17 protein-coding genes are annotated in these 23,034 nt (G+C 51.4%); 11 read left to right on the top strand and 6 right to left on the bottom strand.

All coding sequences use genetic code 11. The annotated features are described in order from the left end of the window. Positions 1 to 116: 116 nt before the first annotated feature. Both metG and IQ260_RS02155 read left to right on the top strand, forming a co-directional pair. On the top strand, positions 117 to 1,808 hold the full coding sequence (gene metG / locus IQ260_RS02150; protein WP_322744877.1) for a methionine--tRNA ligase: 1,692 nt from the start codon (positions 117 to 119) through the stop codon (positions 1,806 to 1,808). A gap of 5 nt (positions 1,809 to 1,813) precedes the next feature. Continuing rightward, positions 1,814 to 2,860 carry an ABC transporter substrate-binding protein gene (locus tag IQ260_RS02155; RefSeq protein ID WP_322744874.1) on the top strand — a complete coding sequence of 349 codons (1,047 nt, stop codon included), beginning with the start codon at positions 1,814 to 1,816 and terminating at the stop codon, positions 2,858 to 2,860. A gap of 6 nt (positions 2,861 to 2,866) precedes the next feature. Here the strand turns inward: IQ260_RS02155 and IQ260_RS02160 are convergent, their stop codons facing one another. Further along, positions 2,867 to 3,472: a hypothetical protein gene (locus tag IQ260_RS02160; protein WP_193990413.1), complete on the bottom strand. Its 606-nt coding sequence runs from the start codon at positions 3,470 to 3,472 to the stop codon at positions 2,867 to 2,869. A gap of 186 nt (positions 3,473 to 3,658) precedes the next feature. On the opposite strand from IQ260_RS02160, the gene IQ260_RS02165 reads away from it, so the two are divergent. The 4 genes from IQ260_RS02165 (at position 3,659) to IQ260_RS02180 (ending at position 7,995) form a co-directional block, all read left to right on the top strand. After that, on the top strand, positions 3,659 to 4,531 hold the full coding sequence (locus tag IQ260_RS02165) for an ABC transporter permease (RefSeq protein WP_193990415.1): 873 nt from the start codon (positions 3,659 to 3,661) through the stop codon (positions 4,529 to 4,531). A 9-nt stretch (positions 4,532 to 4,540) separates the two neighbouring features. Further along, a complete protein-coding gene (locus IQ260_RS02170; RefSeq protein ID WP_193990417.1) occupies positions 4,541 to 5,326 on the top strand; it encodes an ABC transporter ATP-binding protein in 786 nt (261 codons plus the stop codon). 575 nt (positions 5,327 to 5,901) lie between these two features. Further along, on the top strand, positions 5,902 to 6,858 hold the full coding sequence (locus IQ260_RS02175) for an RNA polymerase sigma factor, RpoD/SigA family (protein ID WP_193990420.1): 957 nt from the start codon (positions 5,902 to 5,904) through the stop codon (positions 6,856 to 6,858). Positions 6,859 to 7,005: 147 nt separating this feature from the next. Beyond that, on the top strand, positions 7,006 to 7,995 hold the full coding sequence (locus IQ260_RS02180) for an aldo/keto reductase (RefSeq protein ID WP_322744875.1): 990 nt from the start codon (positions 7,006 to 7,008) through the stop codon (positions 7,993 to 7,995). Positions 7,996 to 8,088: 93 nt separating this feature from the next. On the opposite strand, the gene IQ260_RS02185 is transcribed toward IQ260_RS02180, so the two are convergent. After that, on the bottom strand, positions 8,089 to 11,733 hold the full coding sequence (locus IQ260_RS02185; RefSeq protein ID WP_193990422.1) for a PAS domain-containing sensor histidine kinase: 3,645 nt from the start codon (positions 11,731 to 11,733) through the stop codon (positions 8,089 to 8,091). Between the two features lie 232 nt (positions 11,734 to 11,965). Between IQ260_RS02185 and IQ260_RS02190 the strand changes: the two genes are divergently transcribed. Beyond that, on the top strand, positions 11,966 to 12,766 hold the full coding sequence (locus tag IQ260_RS02190) for a peroxiredoxin-like family protein (protein ID WP_193990424.1): 801 nt from the start codon (positions 11,966 to 11,968) through the stop codon (positions 12,764 to 12,766). A 49-nt stretch (positions 12,767 to 12,815) separates the two neighbouring features. Here IQ260_RS02190 and IQ260_RS02195 read toward each other — a convergent pair whose 3' ends face one another. Further along, positions 12,816 to 15,089, bottom strand: coding sequence for a caspase family protein (locus tag IQ260_RS02195; protein WP_193990426.1), 2,274 nt, complete (start codon positions 15,087 to 15,089; stop codon positions 12,816 to 12,818). A gap of 56 nt (positions 15,090 to 15,145) precedes the next feature. Here IQ260_RS02195 and IQ260_RS02200 point away from each other — a divergent pair, with 56 nt between their 5' ends. Continuing rightward, positions 15,146 to 15,298, top strand: a complete 153-nt coding sequence (locus IQ260_RS02200) for a hypothetical protein (protein ID WP_193990428.1) — start codon at positions 15,146 to 15,148, stop codon at positions 15,296 to 15,298. A gap of 354 nt (positions 15,299 to 15,652) precedes the next feature. Here the strand turns inward: IQ260_RS02200 and IQ260_RS02205 are convergent, their stop codons facing one another. After that, entirely contained in the window at positions 15,653 to 17,239 is a 1,587-nt protein-coding gene (locus IQ260_RS02205) for a glucose-6-phosphate isomerase (protein ID WP_193990430.1), read from the bottom strand. A gap of 388 nt (positions 17,240 to 17,627) precedes the next feature. Between IQ260_RS02205 and ccsB the strand changes: the two genes are divergently transcribed. Further along, a complete protein-coding gene (gene ccsB, locus IQ260_RS02210) occupies positions 17,628 to 18,614 on the top strand; it encodes a c-type cytochrome biogenesis protein CcsB (protein WP_193990432.1) in 987 nt (328 codons plus the stop codon). Positions 18,615 to 18,887: 273 nt separating this feature from the next. Here ccsB and IQ260_RS02215 read toward each other — a convergent pair whose 3' ends face one another. Continuing rightward, positions 18,888 to 19,541: an SDR family oxidoreductase gene (locus IQ260_RS02215; protein WP_193990434.1), complete on the bottom strand. Its 654-nt coding sequence runs from the start codon at positions 19,539 to 19,541 to the stop codon at positions 18,888 to 18,890. A 494-nt stretch (positions 19,542 to 20,035) separates the two neighbouring features. Here IQ260_RS02215 and IQ260_RS02220 point away from each other — a divergent pair, with 494 nt between their 5' ends. Further along, a complete protein-coding gene (locus tag IQ260_RS02220) occupies positions 20,036 to 20,710 on the top strand; it encodes a DUF1997 domain-containing protein (RefSeq protein WP_407657712.1) in 675 nt (224 codons plus the stop codon). 8 nt (positions 20,711 to 20,718) lie between these two features. Here the strand turns inward: IQ260_RS02220 and IQ260_RS02225 are convergent, their stop codons facing one another. Further along, entirely contained in the window at positions 20,719 to 21,525 is an 807-nt protein-coding gene (locus IQ260_RS02225) for a DUF362 domain-containing protein (RefSeq protein WP_193990438.1), read from the bottom strand. Here IQ260_RS02225 and folP point away from each other — a divergent pair. Continuing rightward, positions 21,524 to 22,642, top strand: coding sequence for a dihydropteroate synthase (gene folP, locus IQ260_RS02230; RefSeq protein WP_322744876.1), 1,119 nt, complete (start codon positions 21,524 to 21,526; stop codon positions 22,640 to 22,642). The genes IQ260_RS02225 and folP overlap by 2 nt on opposite strands. The last annotated feature ends 392 nt before the right edge of the window (positions 22,643 to 23,034 follow it).

Consider the following 23,034-nt stretch of genomic DNA (forward strand, 5'->3'; position numbering starts at 1 on the left):
TTTTATCGAGCCTAAAAGTATTCCTGGAGGTTGTGCTTGAATGGACCTTAAATCGCTACTATTGAGCCAAAGCAATTAAACCGTTAGGGTGTATAAGGCCCAAGCGCCGACAAACGATCAGCAAACCCAGAATGCGATACCTCATCACCAGTGCACTTCCCTATATCAACGGTATTAAACACTTGGGCAACCTGGTGGGGTCGATGTTGCCCGCCGATGTGTATGCTCGCTTCCTGCGTCAGGAAGGCGAAGAGGTTCTCTATATCTGTGCCACTGATGAGCATGGCACCCCCGCTGAAATCGCGGCCCTAGAAGCGGAGCTGGATGTGGCTGATTTTTGTACCCGCCAGTACCAGAAGCAAACGGATATTTACCAGCGCTTTGGTCTCTCCTTTGATTATTTTGGCCGCACGTCGGCACCGGAGAACCATGAGCTTACACAGCACTTTTATCGTCAGCTAGCAGAGCACGGGTTTATTGAAGAACGGGAAATTAGCCAGATCTATTCCCTAGACGATGAGCGCTTTTTGCCCGACCGCTATGTTACTGGCACCTGCCCTAACTGTAGTTATGAAAAGGCCCGAGGCGATCAGTGTGAGAACTGTACTAAAGTGCTGTCCCCCACGGACTTGATTGATCCTCGTTCTACCATTTCTGGCAGCACTAATTTAGAAGTGCGTAGTTCTAAGCATCTGTTTTTATTGCTGGATAAACTCAGCGACGAGGTGCGTACCTGGGTGGAGCAACAGACCCAGTGGCCAAAGCTAACTACATCCATTGCTTTTAAGTGGCTAGATGAAGGACTGCAGAGCCGAGGCATTACCCGCGACCTGAGCTGGGGGGTGCCGGTACCTGCCGAGGGCTTTGACGGCAAGGTGTTTTATGTGTGGTTTGATGCTCCCATTGGCTATGTGTCGGCCACTAAAGCCTGGGGCAATGCTACGGGCAATGATTGGGAGAGCTGGTGGAAAGGCGGCGACAGCGTGCACTACACCCAGTTTATGGCCAAGGATAATCTGCCGTTCCATACGATCATGTGGCCTGCGACGATTCTAGGCAGTCGCGAGCCGTGGAAAATGGCTGACTACATTAAAGGGTTTAACTGGCTCAACTACTACGGGGGTAAGTTTTCCACCAGTTCGAAACGGGGCGTATTTTTGGACCAGGCCCTGGAGATAGCCCCAGCGGACTACTGGCGCTATATGCTGATGGCCAGTGCGCCGGAATCGTCCGACTCTGCCTTTACCTGGGAACAGTTTCAGAATCGGGTAAATAAAGAGCTGGCGGACAACCTGGGCAACTTTGTCAACCGCATTCTCAAATTTACGGCGTCTAAGTTTAGTAAGGAACTTCCGGCAGGCGGCACCCCTGGCGCAGCTGAAGCTGAGCTAGAAGCCACCTGCAAAGACCTGGTGGAAAAACTGCGGGGACATCTGCGCCAGCAGGAATTCCGGCGGGCCACCGAAACGTTAAATGCACTTTGGACGGCGGGCAATCAATATATTGATGTGCGAGCACCCTGGGCGCTATTCAAGACAGATAAAGATGACGCTGCTGTGGTGATTCGCACCTGTGTTAATTTGATTCGGCTGTATGCGATCGCAAGTGCCCCCTTCATTCCCCATACCGCCGAAGCCCTCTACGATGCGCTGCAGCTGACTGATGCAGAGCGTAACAGCACCATGGCCGCCGCCACGGACTTGACTATTCTGACGGCAGGTCGAGCTTTTGAAGTGCCTGCTCCCCTATTCCAGAAGCTCGACGATGATCGAGTCGCTGAATTAAAAGCTCAGTACGGAGGTGAATAACACCAGTGCAATCCTCATTTCAGACCCACACCCGCTTTTTAGCTAAAACCCTGATTGCTCCTGTCTTGCTATCAGCCACTCTGCTAGGCTGCGGCCCTGGCGATACCGATGTTGCCAGGGATGAATACGGCGATCCCATTGCTGCCGACGCACCTGCCGATGCACCCTATGTAGCCGTTACTCAAATTGTCGAGCACCCGGCCCTGGACGCGGTGCGTGATGGCCTCCAAGACAAGCTTAAGGAAGAAGGCTACGAGGCCGATAGCACCCTGAAGTGGGAGTGGGAAAGTGCCCAGGGTCAGCCCGCCAATGCGGCACAAATTGCCCAAAAGTTTGTGGGAGATAGCCCGGATCTGATTGTGGCCATCGCCACGCCGTCTGCCCAGGCGGTGGTAGGCAGCACTGACACCATTCCGGTGGTGTTTTCTGCGGTGACTGACCCGGTGTCGGCTGAATTAGTCCCTAGCCTGGAGGCTTCTGGGGGCATGGTTACCGGCGTTAGCGATCTGTCCCCCATTGATGAGCATCTGGCGTTGATTGCTGATATTGACCCCGATGCCAAGTCCGTTGGGGTGATTTACAACGCTGGAGAATCCAACTCCGTCAGCCTGGTGGAACTGCTCAATACCGAAGCCGAGGCTCAGGGATTCACCATTACCGAAGCAACGGTTTCCAGCTCTGCCGATGTGGCCACGGCAGCGCAAAGCTTAGTGGGTAAGGTGGATGCTATTTATATTCCCACGGATAATACAGTGGTCTCGGCCCTGGAGTCGGTGATCCAGGTGGGCAATGAGAATCAGCTGCCGGTATTTGCCGGTGATACGGATTCGGTGGAGCGAGGTGCGATCGCAACCGCCAGCTTTGACTACTACGAAGTCGGTCGCCAAACCGGTGATATCGTCGCCCGCATTCTCGGTGGCGAGGCCCCCGGTGATATCCCGGTGGAACTGGCCAAAACCGTGGACCTAGCCGTCAATCTAGCTGCCGCTGAAGCTATGGGTGTCACCATTCCAGATGTCATCAAAGACAGCGCTGACCAAGTATTTGAATAATTCATTTCAGCTCGACGGTCCCACAATTCCCAATAAAATTCCCAACACGGTCTCCACTGGCGGCACTGCGTAGTCAGCCAGATCAATCTCAACTGTCTGACCCGATAATTTCAGAAAACGCCAGAGGCTGCCGGTCGTTACCGCCCCATATATAGCTGGAATCGGGCGGTCATGGGCCTGATTAAACCGCTGAGCTGCCACTAGCTCAGCAATGCACTGACCCAGACCGGGGTTCAGATCTTCCTTTTTGGCCTCAACAATCATCACGGCTGGGGCTTCAATTAAAAGCTGCTCCTGGGACTGGCTCAGCAAAAAGTCACAGATACCGTTGAGGCCAACAGACGCATCCACGGTAAAGTCGGTCCCTGAGAACAAACTAACCCGGCGCTGTAACCGTTCACGCACTTCCACCAAAATAGGGCTAATCAATAGCTCAGACCTGGCTTTCTCTGTCCCTACGGCGATAGCCATGGCCAAGTTCCGAGCCAGTGTTTGCTGCAAGTAGTCACTGGGCTGTACGGGGGCAAATCCAGTCAAAAATGAGCCAGTCTCCACTAGCTTGAGAGAAAAAGTATCCTTGACCTTGCGCAGGGTGAAGTCACTGTAGGCCATGTCACGATATCGTTTAGAACCCTATTCGTTATTTGTAGCTTGGCGCACATAGTTCACAACATAGGTGATCGCTGAAAGCTCTAGATAGCAGCAGCTATGTGCGCAGCAAACTGCTGAATGTATTCAGCAGTTTGCTATACATAAGGCTAGCCCATCGCTGTTCCGCCAACGCCCCCTTCAACGCCCATGTCCTTTGTTGCCTTTCTTGGGGCCATTGAAACCGGTCTGCTCTACGGCTTTCTCAGCCTGGGGGTGTACCTGTCCTTTCGGGTGCTCAAGTTTCCCGACCTGACCGTAGACGGCAGTTTTCCCCTGGGGGCCGCTGTCGTTGCCACCCTGATTACCCAAGGAGTCAATCCTTGGCTGGCCACTGCTATCTCTATGGTAGCTGGGGCCTTAGCCGGTCTGTGTACGGCCATTCTGAGCGTGCGGTTTAATATCCTCAACTTGCTGGCCAGCATTCTCACCATGATTGCGCTGTACTCCATCAATCTGCGCATCATGGGGCGACCCAATGTGCCGCTGCTAAATCAGCCCACCCTGTTTGATGGTCTCGAGACCGTGGCCCCCATTTGGGTGATTTTGCTGGTGGGGCTGGGACTGACCAAACTGGCCATGGACTTTTTCCTCACCTCGGAGTTGGGGCTGGCTATGCGGGCCACCGGTATGAATCCGGTGATGGCCAGTGCCCAAGGCATTTATACCGACCGCCTGATCTTGCTAGGGATGGCCCTGAGCAACGCCCTGGCGGCCCTATCGGGAGCGCTATTCGCCCAGGTCAATGGCTTTGCCGATGTGGCCCTGGGGGTGGGGACCGTGGTAATTGGCCTAGCCACGGTGATTTTGGGTGAGGCGATTTTCCCCAGCCGCACTGTTCGCTGGGCCACCCTGGCTGTGATTGCTGGCTGCTTGCTCTATCGCCTGGTGATTGCCATGGCCCTAAATGCTGATTTTCTAGGATTGCAGGCCCAGGATCTAAACTTGGTGACGGCTGTAATTGTGGTGCTGGCGCTGGTGGTGCCCCAGGCCAGTGTGCTGACAAAATTTAAGCGACAGTGATTTTCCTCGATGATCTCTCTTTCTGACATTCACGTGACCTTTAACCCCGGTACGCCCCTGGCTAAACCAGCGCTGCTGGGTGTGAATTTGGACATTACTGCTGGGGAGTTTATCACCGTCATTGGCAGCAACGGCGCGGGCAAATCCACCCTACTGAACAGCATTAGCGGTGATATTTTATGTGACCGGGGACGGATTACGGTGGGGACACAAGACGTCACCTCCTGGCCGACGGCGCGGCGGGCTCCTTTAGTATCGCGGGTGTTTCAAAATCCGCTGGCGGGCTCCTGTGCTGACCTGACCATTGAGGAAAATTTGGTTTTAGCCCGGCGGCGCGGCCAGCTGCGAGGACTGCGACCGGCCCTCAACAATCGATTGCGGGATCAGTTTCGGGCTAGGCTGGCCAGCCTGCAGCTGGGTTTGGAGGATCGACTTTGCGATCGCATCGGTCTCCTTTCCGGTGGTCAACGCCAGGCCCTCAGTTTGGTCATGGCCACCCTAGCCCCGGCTAAAATTCTGCTGCTGGACGAGCACACCGCCGCCTTAGACCCGAAAACAGCCCAATACATCATGCAGCTCACCGACCAGCTAGTAGCCGAGCATCGTCTAACCACCTTAATGGTCACCCATAGCATGCGCCAGGCATTAGCCGTGGGCAATCGTCTTTTGATGCTCCACGAAGGTCAGATCATAGTTGACGCCATCGGTTCAGAAAAAGCCACCCTGACCATCAATGATCTACTCAACCGATTTACAGGGGACGCCCTAAGTGACGATAGCCTGCTTCTGGGCTAAGGATTTCCAAGCATTACTCAATACCATGCATAAGCTGGCTTAAATGAACAGCCATTAACGGCTAAAAACGTCGCATAGTCCACAAAAATAGTCTTAGATCTCTAAAAAAATACTTAATGTTTTCATTATAGTTTTGTCATGGTTGATGCAGCTAATCTCCCGTGAACCCAGTAATGTGGGTCACACTAACCCACAGCTATCAAGCCAAATACAAAAATACTCATTTAAGGTAAAAAATATTTCTAAGAAAAGTTACATTACTTAAAATTGTGATACGCTTGGTTCATAAGAACGCAGCATCACTACTCCACAAGCAATTCGTGTAGTTTATCCCTGCTATCAGGATTCAGGGGCCTGGCTAGGTGACGGTGTTCGCTCAGTGCATATGGCGTCTCGTTTGTATGTATAGAGAAACATCCAAGCAACTAAAAACGACAGGTGTTTTAGGGTCTTACGAATTTGCTGCCTTTATGGGTCTTTACTAGATAGTCTTACACCTCCTTCGTGGTGTCTTCACTTCCTTTCGTTTTAAGGAATTATTTCTTTCTCTCTGTAGTTTGCGCTGTGTCATTTTTATGAAAGCTTCTCAGACATCCAGCGACTTGGTTCGCACCTATCTTAAAGAAATTGGGCGAGTGCCACTTCTAACCCACGAACAAGAAGTAATTTATGGCAAGCAGGTACAGAAATTTGTTGCTCTCCAGGCTTGTCGTACTGCTCTGCAAGAGAGTCTAGACCGTGAACCCACTGTCCACGAGTGGGCTGAAGCCGCTGAGCTTTCTGAAGCTGAGCTAACTCAGGCGATTGACGCTGGCGAGCTAGCTAAGCGGCGGATGGTGGAAGCTAACCTGCGGTTGGTGGTATCGGTTGCCAAAAAATATATTAAGCGCAACGTCGATTTACTGGACCTGATTCAAGAGGGCACCATCGGCATGCAGCGCGGTGTGGAAAAATTTGACCCCCTCAAGGGCTATCGGTTTTCCACCTATGCCTACTGGTGGATTCGTCAAGCGATTACCCGAGCCATTGCGGAGAAGAGCCGCACCATTCGTTTACCGATTCACATTACCGAAAAACTCAACAAAATTAAAAAGGCGCAGCGACAGCTCTCTCAAAAGCTGGGACGTGCCGCCACCGTGGCTGAGCTGGCAGAAGAGGTCAAGCTAACGTCTAAACAAGTTAGGGATTATTTAGAAAAATCGCGGACGCCCCTGTCCTTGGATTTACGCATTGGTGATAACCAGGATACGAACCTGGGCGATCTGCTAGAAGATCCCGGTGAATCGCCTGAGGCCTATGCCACTCAGTCCCTGTTGCGCAAAGATCTTGACCGTTTAATGGCGGAACTGACTCCCCAGCAGCAGCGGGTGCTGAATCTTCGGTTTGGTTTGGATGATGGCAAACACATGACCCTGGCAAAAATTGGCGAGATGCTCAGCATCAGTCGTGAGCGCGTACGTCAAATTGAGCGTGAGGCGCTGACTCGACTGCGTAAACGTCAGGCCGATATGCGTGAGTATCTGGCTAGTTAGAAGCCGGTTAAGGTCATGGGGTACGCTTAAAATTTGACTATCGAAGGATGCGCTGACAACGCATCCTTTGTTTTTATGGTGTTTGGGCGCGCCGACAAATGTACAGGCAAGCTCACAGCAGGCATGGAGACTATAGCAGCAGAGACTATGACAAAAGAGAACATGGCTGAATCATCACCGTTCGCAGAACATCCCATGGTGAAGCTCATACCCAACGGTCCTGAGATTTCTCCCCTGGGGGTGGGTACCTGGTCCTGGGGAGATTCTTTATTTTGGCAGTATGGCAAGGGCTATGGGGCCAATGAGGTGCAGCAAGCATTTGAGGCATCCCTAGCCGCTGGTGTTACCTTCTTTGATACGGCGGAGGTGTATGGCTTCGGAAAGTCTGAAGAGCTGTTGGGACAGTTTATTCAACAGTCAGCCTCTCCGGTGGTAGTAGCAACCAAGTATTTTCCCTTACCCTGGCGATTTTCAGCCCAGGCCGTAGCCGATGCCCTGACGGCTAGCTTGAAGCGCTTACAGCTGCCAACGGTGGCGCTCTATCAAATTCACTGGCCTTTCGATTTTCTGCTAGGGCAAAAGTCACTGCTAAATGCCCTAGCAGATGAGGTTAAACAGGGACGGATTCAGTCAATCGGGGTGAGCAATTACTCGGCTAGTCAGATGCACAAGGCCCACAGTTACCTGGCCGAGCGAGGCATTCCCTTGGCGGTTAACCAGGTACAGTATTCGCTTTTGCACCGGCAAATTGAGTCCAATGGTGTGTTTAGTGCCGCTAAAGATCTGGGGGTAACAATCTTGGCCTATAGTCCGCTAGCGCAGGGGCTGGTCACGGGTAAGTATACGGTGGCGACCTATCAACCTCCCACCGGGGCACGCCGGATTGATCCGCGTTTTAGTAAGGAGGGTCTGCGCAAAATTGAACCCGTGATTGCGGTGCTCAAAGACGTGGGCCAGCGCTATGACAAAACACCGGCTCAAGTTGCCCTTAACTGGCTGATAGGTCAAGGAAATGTGGTGCCCATCCCAGGGGCAAAAAATGCGCAACAGGCGCAGCAAAATGCTGGAGCCCTGGGATGGACCATGACGCTAGAAGAGCGAGAAAAGATTAGTGGGGTGAGTGCTCCCTGGCTGTAAATGCTCTGCTGGTTGGGCAATCCCTCTTCCAGCTTCGAGAGTTGAGCGGAGTCGAAACTCGATCTACGGGTATTTCATGTTCGAGCCAGCCTCCTACTGTGTAATCGGCAGGGTAATGGTGAATGTGGTGCCCTGGCCTAGGGTGGAGTCATGAGTAATGGTGCCACCATGGGTTTCGGTAATGATTTGATAGCTGATGGACAGCCCCAGACCGGTGCCTTTCCCGACAGGCTTAGTGGTGAAAAAAGGGTTGAACAGATGGTCGCTAACATGCTGAGCGATTCCAGGGCCATTGTCGACAACTGCGATCGCAATTGCCGGCGGAGTTAACTGCCCCAGCAACCGGGTCCGAATTTGGATGGTGCTGGGTATGGCCTCCATCTGTTGCCAGGTGCGATCGCGATCGCGTTCCTCTAAGGCATCCACCGCATTGCTCAACAGATTCATAAAGACCTGATTGAGCTGTCCGGCATAGCACTCGATCTGGGGCAGATCACCATACTCTTTGATCACCTGAATCTGAGGACGCCAGGGTTGAGCCCGCAGTCGCGTTTGCAAAATAGTCAGGGTGCTGTCAATACCGTCATGGAGATCCACCTGTTTAATATCCGCCTCATCCAATCGGGAAAACATCCGTAGAGACTTGATAATTTCTCGAATGCGTTCAGTCCCCACTTCCATGGAGTGGAACAGTTTGGGTAAATCCTGTTTTAAAAACTCCAGCTCGATGCTGTCAATGGCAGTCTGAATAGCAGGATGTGTTTCGGGATAATGGTGCTGATAGCTGTCAATCAGATGAACTAGATCTTGGGTATAGTCCTTAGCATGGGTAAGATTGCCATAGATAAAGCTCACCGGATTGTTAATCTCATGGGCCACCCCGGCCACCATCTGCCCGAGGCTAGACATTTTTTCGCTCTGAACCAGCTGGGACTGGGTTCTTTGTAGCTGGTTCAGCAGCACTTCTAGTTCCTGGGCTCGAGCCTGACTTTGAGCCAATAAATGCCCCTGCTGCAACGCAATTTCCAGCTGGGCCACAACGGCTTTAAGCAGGTCTAATTCATCCTTTAGCCAGGGTCGGATCGTCTGGTGGTGGATACAAGAAATAATTCCAACTTGGCCACATTCCGCCCGAATCGGAAAAACTAACATGGATTTGTTTCCCAAGGCAGTCAGGACAGTTTTGACACCCTCATCATGAATCGTTGCCACATCATCTAACTGCAAAATTTCCTGATTTAATATTCTCTCCGTGAGAAAGCCAAAACTGGTAGCGGCATGATGGCCGACAAGGCTAGGTAAATCAGCTCTCTGGACTTCTGTAATCACATCCCAATAAGATTCATCAGCTGTTTCGACATACCAGGCAAAATGACAGCGATCCACCTCCAGAAAAGACTGAATTTCCCGCACGGTCGTGTTGAGAATGCGGTCAAGATTGAGGGATGTCCGAATCTGGTTAGCAATCTGGTTTAGGAGCTGCTCTCGCTGAGCCTGTTGCTGAATTTTCTCTGTAGAAGCAAGCAGCGCCTGCTCAACCTGCATACGCTCTATTTCGGCACCGGCCCTAGCCGCAAAAATCTCTAGAATAAATGTTTGCAGGTCTAAATCTTGCTCCATGGGCTCAGTATGGACAACGAAAAGGTAGCCCAAAAGCTTGCCACTGGGATTCAGTATGGGAGTGCCAAGATAGCTTTCTGCGTTGAGGGTAACAAGATCAGCATCGTTAGGAAAGAGTTGCTGGATAGAGTGGCTATAGCGACAAATCTGATGGGACTTCACAATGTTGAAGCATGGAGTACCTTCTAAGGAATATTGAAAGTTGTCACCAAAGTCAGAATCGTTCCAAAAGGCTAAGGTTTGCCCCATGGGCTGATCGTCCTTATCAATGACCTTGGCAATAGTGGCACAGCGTACATCTAGGGCGATTGCCAAATGCTTAACGCAGGCTCGAAAAAAAGCTTCGCCCATTTGGGTAGCTGTTCCTCTGACGATGGAGCGAAAGGCCTGTTCTTGACGTTTACGTTCGGCTTCAAACTTAACGCGTTGGGTGATGTCCCTCAGGGTGCATAGGGCGTGGGGTTTCCCTTGATAGGGATAGGGAAGACCTTTAATATCTAGCTCAATTAAACTACCGTCGCGATGGATGTTGGTTGTTTGTCCGCTAAAGGTACGCCCTGCCCTTACGGCTGCAATACATGTTTGATAGACATGTTGAGACTCTGGGTGAACATAGGTTTCAGAGGGTAGGGTGATAAATTCTTGGTAGGAGTAACCATGCATCTGATGGTATGCTGAGTTCGCTTCTAACAGTTCTCCTGTTTCCAGATTGAGAATCCCTAAACCGTCGGTCACCGTTTCAAAAATTTGCCGATACTGGGTTCTTTGCTGGCGTAACCGTTCTTCAGCCTGCTTGAGATCGCTAATATCTCGCATGACTGAAGATAGAAATTCTAGATGGTCGTCCTCATCTCGATGGGCCAAAATGACCTGAGAAACCGGGAAATCTTGTCCGCTCTGACTCCGCAGGCGCGATTCTCCTTGCCACATACCCGTTTGGATAGCGGTTGGAATGGCTTCAGATTCGATTTTTTTTAGGTTTTTGGGCGGATGACATTCTCGGATATTGACTCGCTCTAGATCCTCTGGGGGAATCTCTAACGAAGTATGTCCAGCCTGGTTAAGATAAAGGTGGTTACCCTGAGCGTCACAAATACCAACAATATCGGGGGTGGCTTCTAGAATAGATAGCAGACGCTGCTGCTCTTTCTCAGCTTTTTTGCGATCGCTAATCTCAATCATTAACCCGTCCCAGAGGATGGCATCATCTGCTTCCTTTTCTGGTCGAGCAATAGTTTGCACCCATTTGAGTTTGCCGCTAGGAGTCATAATCCGATGTTCGTGGTGCAGGCCAGAAAGCGTGACGGCAGAGTCCTGAAGTGCCTGTTCTAGACCATCACAATCGCTAGGGTGAATTAACTGACAACACTGGAGAAAATCCTCCGGCTCCAGTTCATAGATATCGCGACAGCCCTCAGATACATAGGGAAACGAGCGTGTGCCATCAGCCTCTATCCGAAATTGAAAAATCAGCCCCGGTAAATTGTCAGCCAACCGCTGCAATCGAGCTTTACTGGTTTGTAGTTCCTGGGTGCGAGCCTCCACCCGTTGCTCAAGCTGCTCATTAAGCTGCTTGAGCTGCTTCTCAGCCTCAATGCGCGCTGTAATTTCCTTAAATGTACCTAGAATACCTACGACGGTACCTTGAGAATTATGTAGCGGAATTTTGTTGGTCTCCAGCCAATATTGGCTGCCATCAGCTTGGCGCTGAGGTTCGATAATGCCTAGCTCGGGGCTATCTGACTCCATCACCCGGCGATCGCAGGTACGAAACCATTCTGCTTCTTCCAATTTCCATGGCAAATCAAAATCGGTTTTACCGATAATCTCTCCAGGCGAAGCAAGACCTGCCACCTTACTAAACTGTTGGTTACAGCCAAGATAAACAGAATTGCGATCTTTCCAGAATGCGGCTTCTGGCATGTTATCCAGGACTAGATATAATGACTGCTCAGGCAGTGGCGTTTGGGGATTTTTTAACTGCTGGCGAACAAACTGAAGTTCTTGGGTTGTCTGCTGGTGTGCCTTCTGAGCCGCCGCTAATTGGTTCTGAAGCAGACGGTTATCGGCTTCTAGCTCAGCCATTCGTTTCTGATAATTGTGTAAGTCTTTATCCATCAGCGTTTTGAATGGTTGATAGAGCAGTGGTAGAGCTAATTGTTGAATAAATAGATCATCTGATAGATCTTACCGTTGCCAATTTTTGACTGTCGTAGAATTTATAGTAGTTTGAACTACGATGGCGCGATTATGGCAGACCATAGGCCTCAGTAAGGTATACGTTAGTATTCACACTGTCCTGATAGTGATTCGCTATATTGACGCAAATGTTAAGGGGGCTGTAAATATAATGGCTGTAGATACCCAGCTAGACAATGTAGGTGCAGCCGCTATTTATGAACGCTTGGGTCAGACTCAACGACAGCAGGTCAGCGATGGGACCGAGACCGCGTTACTAACAGGGACCAAACAGCTAGTGCTGGTGTGGCCGCAGCTAGGCGACTTTGACAGTTTGGAATATGCCTGGTGGCTGCGACGAGAGGCTGATGTGCTCGCGGCATCAGGCTTAACGGTGCGAGCTGTGGGCATTGGCGATCGCAACTCGGGCAAGGCCTTTTGTGCCTACACCGGTTTTCCTGAAGAATCGCTATTGCTGGATCCAGACGGTGTACTACACCAGGAATTGGGCCTTTATCCGGGATTGACCCTATCGGTACCCGGCTTTAATCAGCGTCAAAATGCCTGGCTAAACCTATTGCTGATGTGTGCGGGCATTGGCAGTCCTGGTACATTGACAGAGGTTTTTCGTGGCTATCTGGGCGATCGCAAGGCTCCTCAGCTGATTGAGGATGATGAAATCGTGCAGGCAACACCATTGCCGCCGATCAAAGGAGAATTTTTCAAACGAGCTGGAGGTAAAGGATTTCAGCGGCCCTTTGAGCTGGCCACATTGCGGCTGCGGAACATGGCAGAGGTATTGGGCAAGTGGACCACCTACGTACCGGAGGTGAAGCACATTACCCAGCGGGGAGCGACCTATGTGATTGTCAATGGTGAAGTGGTTTATCAGCATTGCGATCGCAACATTCTGGGTTTTGCGACCAATATGAGTCGTCCACTGTCATTTTTAGACGAGTTAGATCTGGCTTAGGTGCTCTGCCTTAGAGGCAAGTGTGCTGTGCGATCGCACAGCACACTGGTCAGTTTGCCATAGCCTCCACCTCAATGATGGTTGAAAAAGCTGCTATTGAACTGTTATCAACGGCAGTCGCGGTTGTATCCAGACTCTCGACAAAAAAGCTGGCCCCACTACGAGACATCGTATTAATGTCCCCCAGTAGCTCGCTGAGTACGTCTAAACTCTCATCTTCATTCATCGATACATAGCCACGGCTTTGACCACGGCTTCTGGCAATGGTCTGTAGCCCCCGCAAGGCATTACGCAATGACTGAGTACTCACCAACGTTAACAGCTCCACATAGCCAGCCCCGCTGACCATAAAGCGCACCTGATCCTCCGGTCGAGGAATCTCCAATGAACCATTAGGATCAATTCGGGCCGCATCATCTGGGGCATCCCAGTTGACTGGATATACCACCGTCATTTTCCCTGTACTACTAATGGCAATACAGCTAAGAAATAAAGCCTGCTGAGAGTTTTGATTCTCCATGCGGATTTTTAACTCCTCATTGGCCCTAAAAGACTGAGTTGTCGAAAATGCCCGATTGCCCCGCTCGACAATCGGTAGCGGTGGCCTGTTTCCACTGACCGCAAAAATCTCTCCACTAACCTGTAGTTCTGACGAGGTGGACGCGAGGGATTTCAAAACCAGGCTCGCCAATAATCGTTTTAGTCGGGGTCTGAGTCGACTGACGGCGGCGGTCGCCGATTCATTGACGCGACCGTAGGAAGCAGGCACCGGTTCTAAATTGGATGGACGAAATAGGGCAATACTGCCCACAGGGGGCATCTCAATCGTACTGTCCAACTCTTGTCGAAGCTGTTGAGCCGCCGCCGCCGTCATCCGACCGATTAAAAAATCAAAGGCCGTTGCCGTGGTATTGGTCACAGCCTGAGCCACAATGCGGCTGATATTGTTTTGGGACACCAGAGCCTGATTGAGCGCGGAAACCGTAGCATTAACATCAGTCCCCAGGGACCGATCCACACCAATTTTGAGGACCGGGTTGGCGGGTAAGCCCACCAGCTTTTCGCGCAGCAGCATCCCCGGTTTTAGGGAACCAGCTGCACTGGCTTTACCATTAGCAATCAGCCCAGACCGCGATGTTTGCACAATTTCCCCTACAGGAATTCCCCGATCAAGGACGGTAAAGACCGCTTGATTCCCCGCCGCATCTAAGTACTGGGGCGACACACCACCCAGCCAAAACTCTACTTGAGCCCCGGTGGATGGATTGGCGCTATGACCGGCAACATGGGTAATCACCGCTTCAGCCGGTGACGACACAGGCCCTGTAAAATAGAGAGGTTTTTGAGCGTTGCCACTATTGGGGGCCGCCTCAAACTGGGGAACCTGGCCATGGTCCTGCTGGCGAGCAGCGGCAGCGGTACTACGCACCAGGTTGGCTTGCACAGTGGCGGCTGGGGTACGGCTGGGTAGCTGCCACAAATATCGCGTCAGCAAATAGGTAAACGCGCCAGCATAAAACCCATTAAAGGCCATATCCAAAGCCGTCTCATTCCGACTGGCAGACCCGAGGGCGATGCCCTTAGCAATTCCCTGGGCGCGACGACGCTGAAACTCATCAAAGGACAGGCCTAACTCAGCCATGAGTTCCTGCTGATAGGTGTACTCGGCTTCATTAGCCAGCAGGTCTCTGCCATCTAGGTCAGACCGCATCGGAGCTGCTCGCACCAGCGTATTTCCCCGAAATCCGCCCCCTGAGTAACAGCTATCCAACACCATGGTCAAATTTTCGGTTCGGATGGATGCCATCAGCAAGAACAGTGTGCGGCTAGTAATGTGATTGACGACATTACTGTCCTGGTTCGCATCCATCGGTACCAAAGTACCCATTAGGGGATTTTCTGGATTGAGGGGATCTCGATCGGCAACGCGCGAGCCGTGGCCAGAATAGTGGAAAACGACTACATCACCAGGTTTAGCCTGGTCAATTAGATGCTCTTTAAAGACCCGTAAAATGGTCTCGCGGTTAGGTGATAATGCCTCTCCAGAGGCCACTCGAACAATATCATTCGGATTGAAGCCAAACCGATTGACCAGTAGCTCGTACTGCAGATCAATATCGGTTACACATCCCCGTAAATTACTGGATAAAAGGGGATAGTCGTTGATGCCCACCAACAGGGCCAACTTGCGCGGGGTACTTTGGCCGAGCACTTGCCCATAGTCTTGAATTTGGGCTAGCAGATCTAGCTGACTTAACCCTAGGGTAGCGAGGGTGGAGCCAGTAAATTGGAGGAAGTGGCGGCGCGAGGGAACGTGGGACATGGAGACAGTCTCCAAGGATGGTTTGGTAGGTAGATGAAACAAGCCTAGCGGCAGGGGTGGCCCATGAAATTAACAATTCCCTCGGCTTTGTCGGTGGCAATGTGTCTGAGCTACAGCTATCGCTCAAAGATATGACTGACTATATCCAGCTATTCGAGCGTACCTTCTCTGCACCTGGAGCTACGGTGTATGCACATCTAGAAGATTGAGCTGGAAAGTGGTTCTAACTCCTGCATTACCCCTCATCCTAAATCCTTCTCCCTGGGGGAGAAGGACTTTGAGTCTAGCTCCCCTTTTCCCTCAGGGAGAAGGGGCTGGGGGATGAGGGCTCGAAGCTTTGAGCTTACTTTTCGATTTGTGTGTACACCGCAGCGCACCTGGAGAGAAAATCACCACCGAAAAACACGGTGGCCACCTGAGCGTCTATTCTGAGCTAGATCAAGGGACCGAATTCTCAATCCGTTTGCCGGTTAAGTAACGTTTAGGCAACTAGATCAACCGGCTTTAGCCAGCGGATGGAGCATACGCTACCGCTGGCTAAAGCTACCCGCTGGTTAAAGCTCCTACCGAGCCATCACCCGCATCGTGCCAGGATTCCCCGCATTGCCATCAATTGCCACCAGGCGACCGTTAGCATCCAGATGTCGCACAATTTTGTAAATATCCTCAGCGGCATCAGGACGACCAACTTTGTCAGCGACTTCTGCCAGAGTTAAAGAGCCACCGGTTTTACCCAGTACATCCACCACCATGTTTTGCAGATTGAGAATGCTGGCCGCTGCTTTTTTACCCGCTTCCACACCCGGCTGGTGATAGGCGTTAATGTTGACCACTGCAGCATACAAGCTGACTGCACGCTCATAGAGGGCAATCAGGGCACCCACAATCATCGGTGTCACTTCGGGGATAGTGATAGTAATTGACTGACGCTTATTCTCAAACAGGGCCTTGCGAGTCCCCTGTAAAAAGCCCGAGAGATAGTCACCGGAGGTGACACCGGGGTCAATCTCGGTGGAACTGCCTTCACGATCTTTAAGAACCTCGATCAGGGTCACAAAAAAGTTATTCACCCCCTCGCGCAGCTGCTGTACGTAGGCATGCTGGTCAGTCGAGCCCTTGTTACCGTAGACCGCAATCCCCTGAAACACCTTGTTGCCATCGAGATCGGTTTCTTTCCCCAGTGATTCCATAATCAGCTGCTGCAAATAGCGGCTAAAGAGCAACAGACTATCCTTATAGGGCAAAATCACCATGTCCTTTTCACCCTGGCCATTACCGGTGTGGTACCAGGCTAGGGCCATGAGGGCGGCTGGATTATTGCGCAGATCGGGCACCCGTGTAGCGGCGTCCATCTGCTTGGCGCCAGCCAGAATGGCACGAATGTCGATACCCTGCAGAGCTGCCGGCAGCAAACCCACCGAAGATAGCTCCGATGTGCGCCCACCGACCCAGTCTTGCATGGGGAACATGGCCAACCAACCATCAGCTTTGGCCACTTTATCGAGCTTGCTATCCCGACCCGTGGTCGCCACCGCATATTTCGAAAAGTCTAGACCCCGCTTTTCATAGGCAGCCTTGACCTCTAACATACCGTTGCGGGTTTCTGGAGTGCCCCCAGACTTGGAAATCACCAATACCAGGGTGGTCTTCAGCCGATCGCCCAGCTTAGCCAGGATCTTGTCCACACCGGCTGGGTCTGTATTATCAATAAAGTTAATATTCAACGGTGGATTGACTGGACCAATGGCTTCAGCCACAAACTCCGGACCTAGGGCTGAGCCGCCGATGCCAATGGATAGAATATCGGTAAAACGCTCTTCATCAGGGGGAGTAATAGTGGCTGTATGAATCTGCTGAGTAAAATTTTCTATATCTCGTAGGGTGTTAACAATTTCACTGCGCAGGTCATCGTTGGGGGCAAGGTCCGGATCCCTGAGCCAGTAATGACCCACCATGCGGTTTTCATCAGGGTTTGCGATCGCGCCCTTTTCCAATGCATCTACCGATGCAAATGCCTTTGCAAATTGAGGCGTCAGATCAGCCACAAAGGCATCATCGAACGTTACCCGACTGACATCCAAGTAGATTCCTAGCTCCTCATTGTAATAAAGCCAGTCTTGATATCGTTGCCACAATGCAGTCGCATCCATAGTTACCTCTCTAGGGCTGCCAATTTTTTTGTCACTAAATCATAGTCACATTCAGCACTGATATTTTTCGTATTAGAAAACTCAGAGTTTGTAACCCGAATGTGTGTTATGCCATTAATCTCAATGCGCTAAGTTTTAATGCACCCAGCCAATGCACCAAGCAATGTACCGATCTGTCAGTGTAGTGATCATTTCTCCCCAGGACACCAAAATTCTTGAAGGATTTCAGGATTCGTTGTGGAAATACTCAACGGTTTAACACCCTGGTTTATTCTTGCTTTGTCTTTCGTTGGTAAAATTTCTTTAGTAAAATTGTAATGATTGTCACACTAATGGCTGTCATATGACAGCCATTAGTGTGATTTGCAGGTCCCATCATCACCTTCTAATGGATCTAGTCACCCTTCAAGGACTGCTGGACAATGTTTCCTTTGCCGTCCTCTTTGTTACCATGCTCCTCTATTGGAGTAGCCTTGCCTTTGAGAGTGCCAACTGGCTCAAGATCTTGGGCACGACGGGCATGGCTATTGCCAATCTCTGTATCGCAGCGTTACTGATAGCTCGGTGGATTGAAGGTGGCTATTTCCCCCTGAGTAATCTCTACGAGTCTCTCTTTTTTATCGCCTGGGGGATCACAGCCATCCATTTTGTGGCCGAGCGTATGAGCAATAGCCTCTGGGTTGGGGCCATGACCGCACCCGCTGCCATGGGGATCACCGCCTTCGCCACCCTCACCCTGCCCGACACGATGCAGGTGTCCGAGCCTCTGGTGCCGGCCCTCAAGTCCAACTGGCTGATGATGCACGTCAGTGTGATGTTGCTCAGCTATGCCGCTTTGATGGTGGGTTCTTTGATTGCGATCGCATTTCTAGTAGTTACCCGTGGTCAGGCTGTCGAACTAAAGGGGAGTTCTGTCGGCACAGGTGGATTTCGCGATCGCAAGTATGCCCTCAAACGCGCCGCCGAAAAAACAGCTGAACCAGCCCTATCCACAGCAGGTGGCGGTACCGCAGTTCTAGAAAAGCCGGTCACCGCTGCCCTGTCCATGCAGCGACTGACCCTGGCCGACACCCTAGACAACATCAGCTACCGCATCATCGGCCTCGGCTTTCCCCTGCTAACCATCGGCATTATCTCTGGCGGCGTCTGGGCCAACGAAGCCTGGGGCTCCTACTGGAGCTGGGATCCCAAAGAAACCTGGGCACTAATCACCTGGCTCGTATTTGCCGCCTACCTCCACTCCCGCATTACCAAAGGCTGGCAAGGCCGCAAACCCGCCTTTATCGCCGCCACCGGTTTCGTAGTCGTTTGGGTCTGCTACTTAGGGGTAAATTTGCTAGGCAAAGGGCTACACAGTTACGGCTGGTTCTTTTAAAGCTCAAATTCTTGATGTCACGGGATGGTGGGCAATGCCCACCCTACGGGTCAAAACCTTCGCCTATCAGCGACTCCGGGCAATAACCCATGCCCTTTCCAAAATTCTGGAAGGCCTTCCAGAATTTTGGAATTCACCCCACCGTAACCCCAAATCCATGCCATTAGCGATAGCCCTATGTGAGGGTTGTAGGGCGGCACCCCGCCCTGCTCAGGGGGTTTGGGGAACTCGAAGGGACCCCAAGCAGCCGGTTTTGCTTTTTACCATCCCCTCTCAAGCAACCCCCGAAAACAAATCCCCAAACGCCTGCACCTGCGCCTCCGGACGCGTCACCACCTCCACAATTTTATTCTCCGCCGCAGGCTCACCCAACGCCGCAATACACACCTGCGCCACCTTTTCCCGAGCAATCCCCCCATCAAATAGCGTATCCGCCGAGGCCATCACAATCGCCTCCCCAGTATCCTCACTCCGTAACCCCCCAGGTCGCACAATCGTATACGTCAGACCGCTCTGAACGATGTACGCCTCCGCCTGCTTTTTCCAATACAGCACCAACCAAAACAAGTTCAGCGGATGGAAAAACTTAGACACACAGAGCGAAGATACAATGACAAACCGTTTTACACCGGCTGTCTTAGCCACATCCACTAAATTTTTTGTCCCCACAAAATCCACCTGATAGGGACCCGTAACATCAAAACTAGGAGCCGCCCCTGTGGCACAGATAACGGCATCACATCCCGTCATTGCCGTCTTCAAAGTTTCCGGCTTTAAAACATCCCCAACCACCACCTCGACCGTATCCACAAAATCAGCTTTTGAGCGATCCCGCACCATAGCCTTGACAGTCATGTCACTTGCCTGCAGCTGGGTGGTCACATACCGTCCCGTTTTGCCCGTTGCACCTACCACCAATACATTCATGCTGTTTCTTTTACCGCAATCACTGCAGCCATTGTTTCCCCGACTCGACCAAAATATCAAACTGTAATGTTGACTGCACTATGGGACTAAATGCTCTGTTATTAATGACCAAGTAACCCAATGGCTCAACCGCCTACCCAACACTCACATTGGCCATCACCATATTTCAAAATCATTAAGCAACCACCGAAAAAATGGTGCTCTTGAGAAAATCGACTAAACTTAATGAAACACAATAGTTCTTAAATCAACAGTTGCAGGTTATAGAACTCTGGCAGCTGGCGTTCACAAGTCTATATCCGTGATTTAACGATGGTTGCTTGTTTTTTTAAATCAGTACCCTATGGACATGACCCATTGATTTATCTCTCTTTAATCAATTTCACTGTCCCAAGTGCTATAAAAGCGGTCTAGAGGTGCCGTTATCATCGGTACCCATTGCAATCCTGGTATTTCATTTTTAGGCTATCTTAAAAAACTTTGACTTTATGAACGTGTCTTCTACGCAGTATCCTCACTCAGGAATTCCCGACACTACATTGGCTTCGTCCCCAAGCGTCCCAGGTGCGATCGCATCAGACAGCAGCGATACTCTACAGACACCTGAAACCATCGTTTTTGAAGGCTATTACGTTGGCAATATGGAAATGTATGCCGATGTCGATACCGTTGCCAGCTACCTCGACTCCCACCAAGGCTGGTTTACCCGCTGCGCCCAGCCCATGGATGTAAAGCCCATTGGCCATAATGGCTATGCCATTTCCCTGGGGCGTTTTGGCAGCCTAAACTTTCAGGTCCAGCCCAAGATTGGCTTACATTTGCTACCTCAAAATCGAGGTGTGTATCGCATTGAAACGATCCCCGTGCCGGGGCATGAGCCGGAAGGGTACGATGTCGATTTTCGTGCCGCCATGTCCCTGGCAGAAAAGCAACAGCAGGCCGTTCCAGTCGAACAGGCCACCCATGTGGAATGGGAACTCAACCTCCAAACCAAAGTCCAAATGCCAAAGTTTATCCAGGCATTACCCCAATCTTTGGTCAAAGCCTCAGGAGATAAGCTACTGAATCAGATTGTACGGCAGGTCTCTAAGCGGCTCACCCGCAAAGTCCAGGAAGACTTTCATACGATGATGAACCTGCCGCTACCCGGTCGCAAACCTCGGCGTTAGTCACGGCGTTAGTCAAGATGTCTCAGCTGTTCAATGGGCTCTAGATAGTTTGCTATCGGCTCCTGGGCCAGGTGACAAGCTTGGCGATCAATGGCCAGCAAATCATCACCCCACACCACGTGCCCCAACTCAAAGCCGGTCCCCACATCTGGCCGCCAGTCCTTGCTAATAAACTTTTGACTACAGTCAGCCACCCCACCGTCAAACAGGTGACCAATGGAAAAGTAAACATCCTGCAGGATTTGTGGCACTGAAGGCCGATGCAGCTGTCCCCTAGAGTGAGTACTGCGAGCCTTATACTTTGCTATAGGAAACAGCCCATAGAGGTTCTTCAGCGTCGCCGATACTAGGGGCTGCTGCTTAAGACTGGTAATCTTAAAGGCACTAACTGAAATACGGCAGTCCACCTCCTGCAGCAGCTGCGGAGCCCACATTTCCGAGTAGCGTACAGGTTGGGATAAACGGTTAGGGTAGGCAATACAGGGCAGCGTATCCGCATCCAGCACCGTCATACCCTCGTCCAAAATGTCATAAAGACCGTTTTTCTCGGCAATGTCTTTCAGGGATACCTTTGAGCACACCCCTTCTACCACCAGGATTTCAGCGTTGGGGCTGGCCTGGCGCAGTCCCTGCAACACCTTAGACAAAACTGGCATACCCACCGTTACGGGGGGGCCTTTGGGATAGCCCAGGTTGGGTTTTACCAAAATTCTCGTTGCCCCCTGGGCCGCTGCTGGCGGACTATAGGTAAAGTCTGCCACCTTTGCAGTGTGAGCAGTATGAATCTTTTTTGTCTGAGTAGTCTGAACAACCATGACCTTTACGGTGATCACCCGCGGTTTTAGGCAGGAATTTGAACGATGGACCGATGCGCTAGAAACCGCCAACGGTCTAAGACCCCAGCTTAAAAGCTGGTTTGTGGACATCCGTATCTTTGATGATAAAGACCTGGTGTGGATGTATAGCAAGCTGCGCGCTCATCCAGAGTACATTGGTCCTGGCACCTACGATCGGCTGGCCCGCTTGTTTATCGCCGAGGGGCAAAAGGTAGCGGCAAGTCGCCAACCCTGGCAAATTCGCGACCAGTCGTTTAACTGGGGGGAACGCACCTATTTGATGGGGGTGCTCAACGTTACTCCCGATAGTTTTAGCGATGGCGGTCAGTTTAATACGGTCGAGGCGGCCTTACAGCAGGCTCAAGCATTACTTGCTCATGTCGATATTCTAGATATCGGTGGGCAGTCTACCCGACCGGGGGCAGAGCAGATTTCCCTGGGGGCAGAGCTGAACCGAGTGGTGCCCGTAATTGAGGCTATCCGGCAAACCGAAACGCTGCAGCAGGCGGTGATATCGGTGGATACGACCCGCGCTACGGTAGCCCGTGCCGCAGTCGAAGCGGGGGCCGATATTATTAATGACATTTCAGGAGCTACCTACGAGCCCGATATTCTTAAGGTGGCGGCAAAAGCAGAGGTGCCCATTATTCTGATGCATCTGCGGGGCACACCAGCCACCATGCAACAGATGACCGACTATGACGATCTCATTAACGAGATTGTTGAGTTTCTTCGTCAGCAAATTGACCAGGCCCTAGCGGTCGGTATTCCTATGCAGAATATCTGTATTGACCCCGGTATCGGCTTCGCTAAAACCTATCCCCAAAACCTAGAAATTTTGCGCCGACTGCCAGATTTGGCAGCACTCGGCTGTCCTGTCCTGGTGGGGGTGTCCCGCAAACGCTTTATTGGCTGGATTTTGGACCAGCCTGATCCCCAGCAGCGAGAATGGGGCACGGCGGCGGCTTGTACCGCTGCGATCGCAAATGGAGCTGATATTCTACGCATCCACAATGGTGCCGCCATGGCCGATGTTGCCCGCGTCGCCGACGCCATTTGGCGGTCAACTAAAGATCCAGCCCTGACTGCGTCATGAAATGTACTGAGCTGGGCACTCTAATCCATAGATGTTGATGGATGTTGATGCTGAACCCCTTAAAAGTGACCGGAAAACTGCGTAAATCTTAGTAGGGAAGAGGTTGTAAAGGCCTGCCAACCCAATGCGATCGATCGGCCCGTGCCACTACTCGTTTATGAATTGGCCATTGGCTGTGATACAGTCAGCACGAGAAAATTGGGCGTTGCAAGCAGTATTCAGGCGGTCGCAACTATCTTGTGAAATTAAGAGGCTTGTGGAATTAAGAGGAGACCTATGCAACAAAAACTAACACCCCTTGTTTTGTTGAGTACCATAATTGGTCTCGGAGCAGGCGCTACGGCCCAAGCTATTAGCCCCCCATTGGCAGAACTATCGGCAAACCCACCGGC

This window comes from Leptolyngbya cf. ectocarpi LEGE 11479, from assembly GCF_015207065.1.
GTDB classification, from domain to species: Bacteria; Cyanobacteriota; Cyanobacteriia; order Phormidesmidales; family Phormidesmidaceae; genus Leptothoe; species Leptothoe ectocarpi.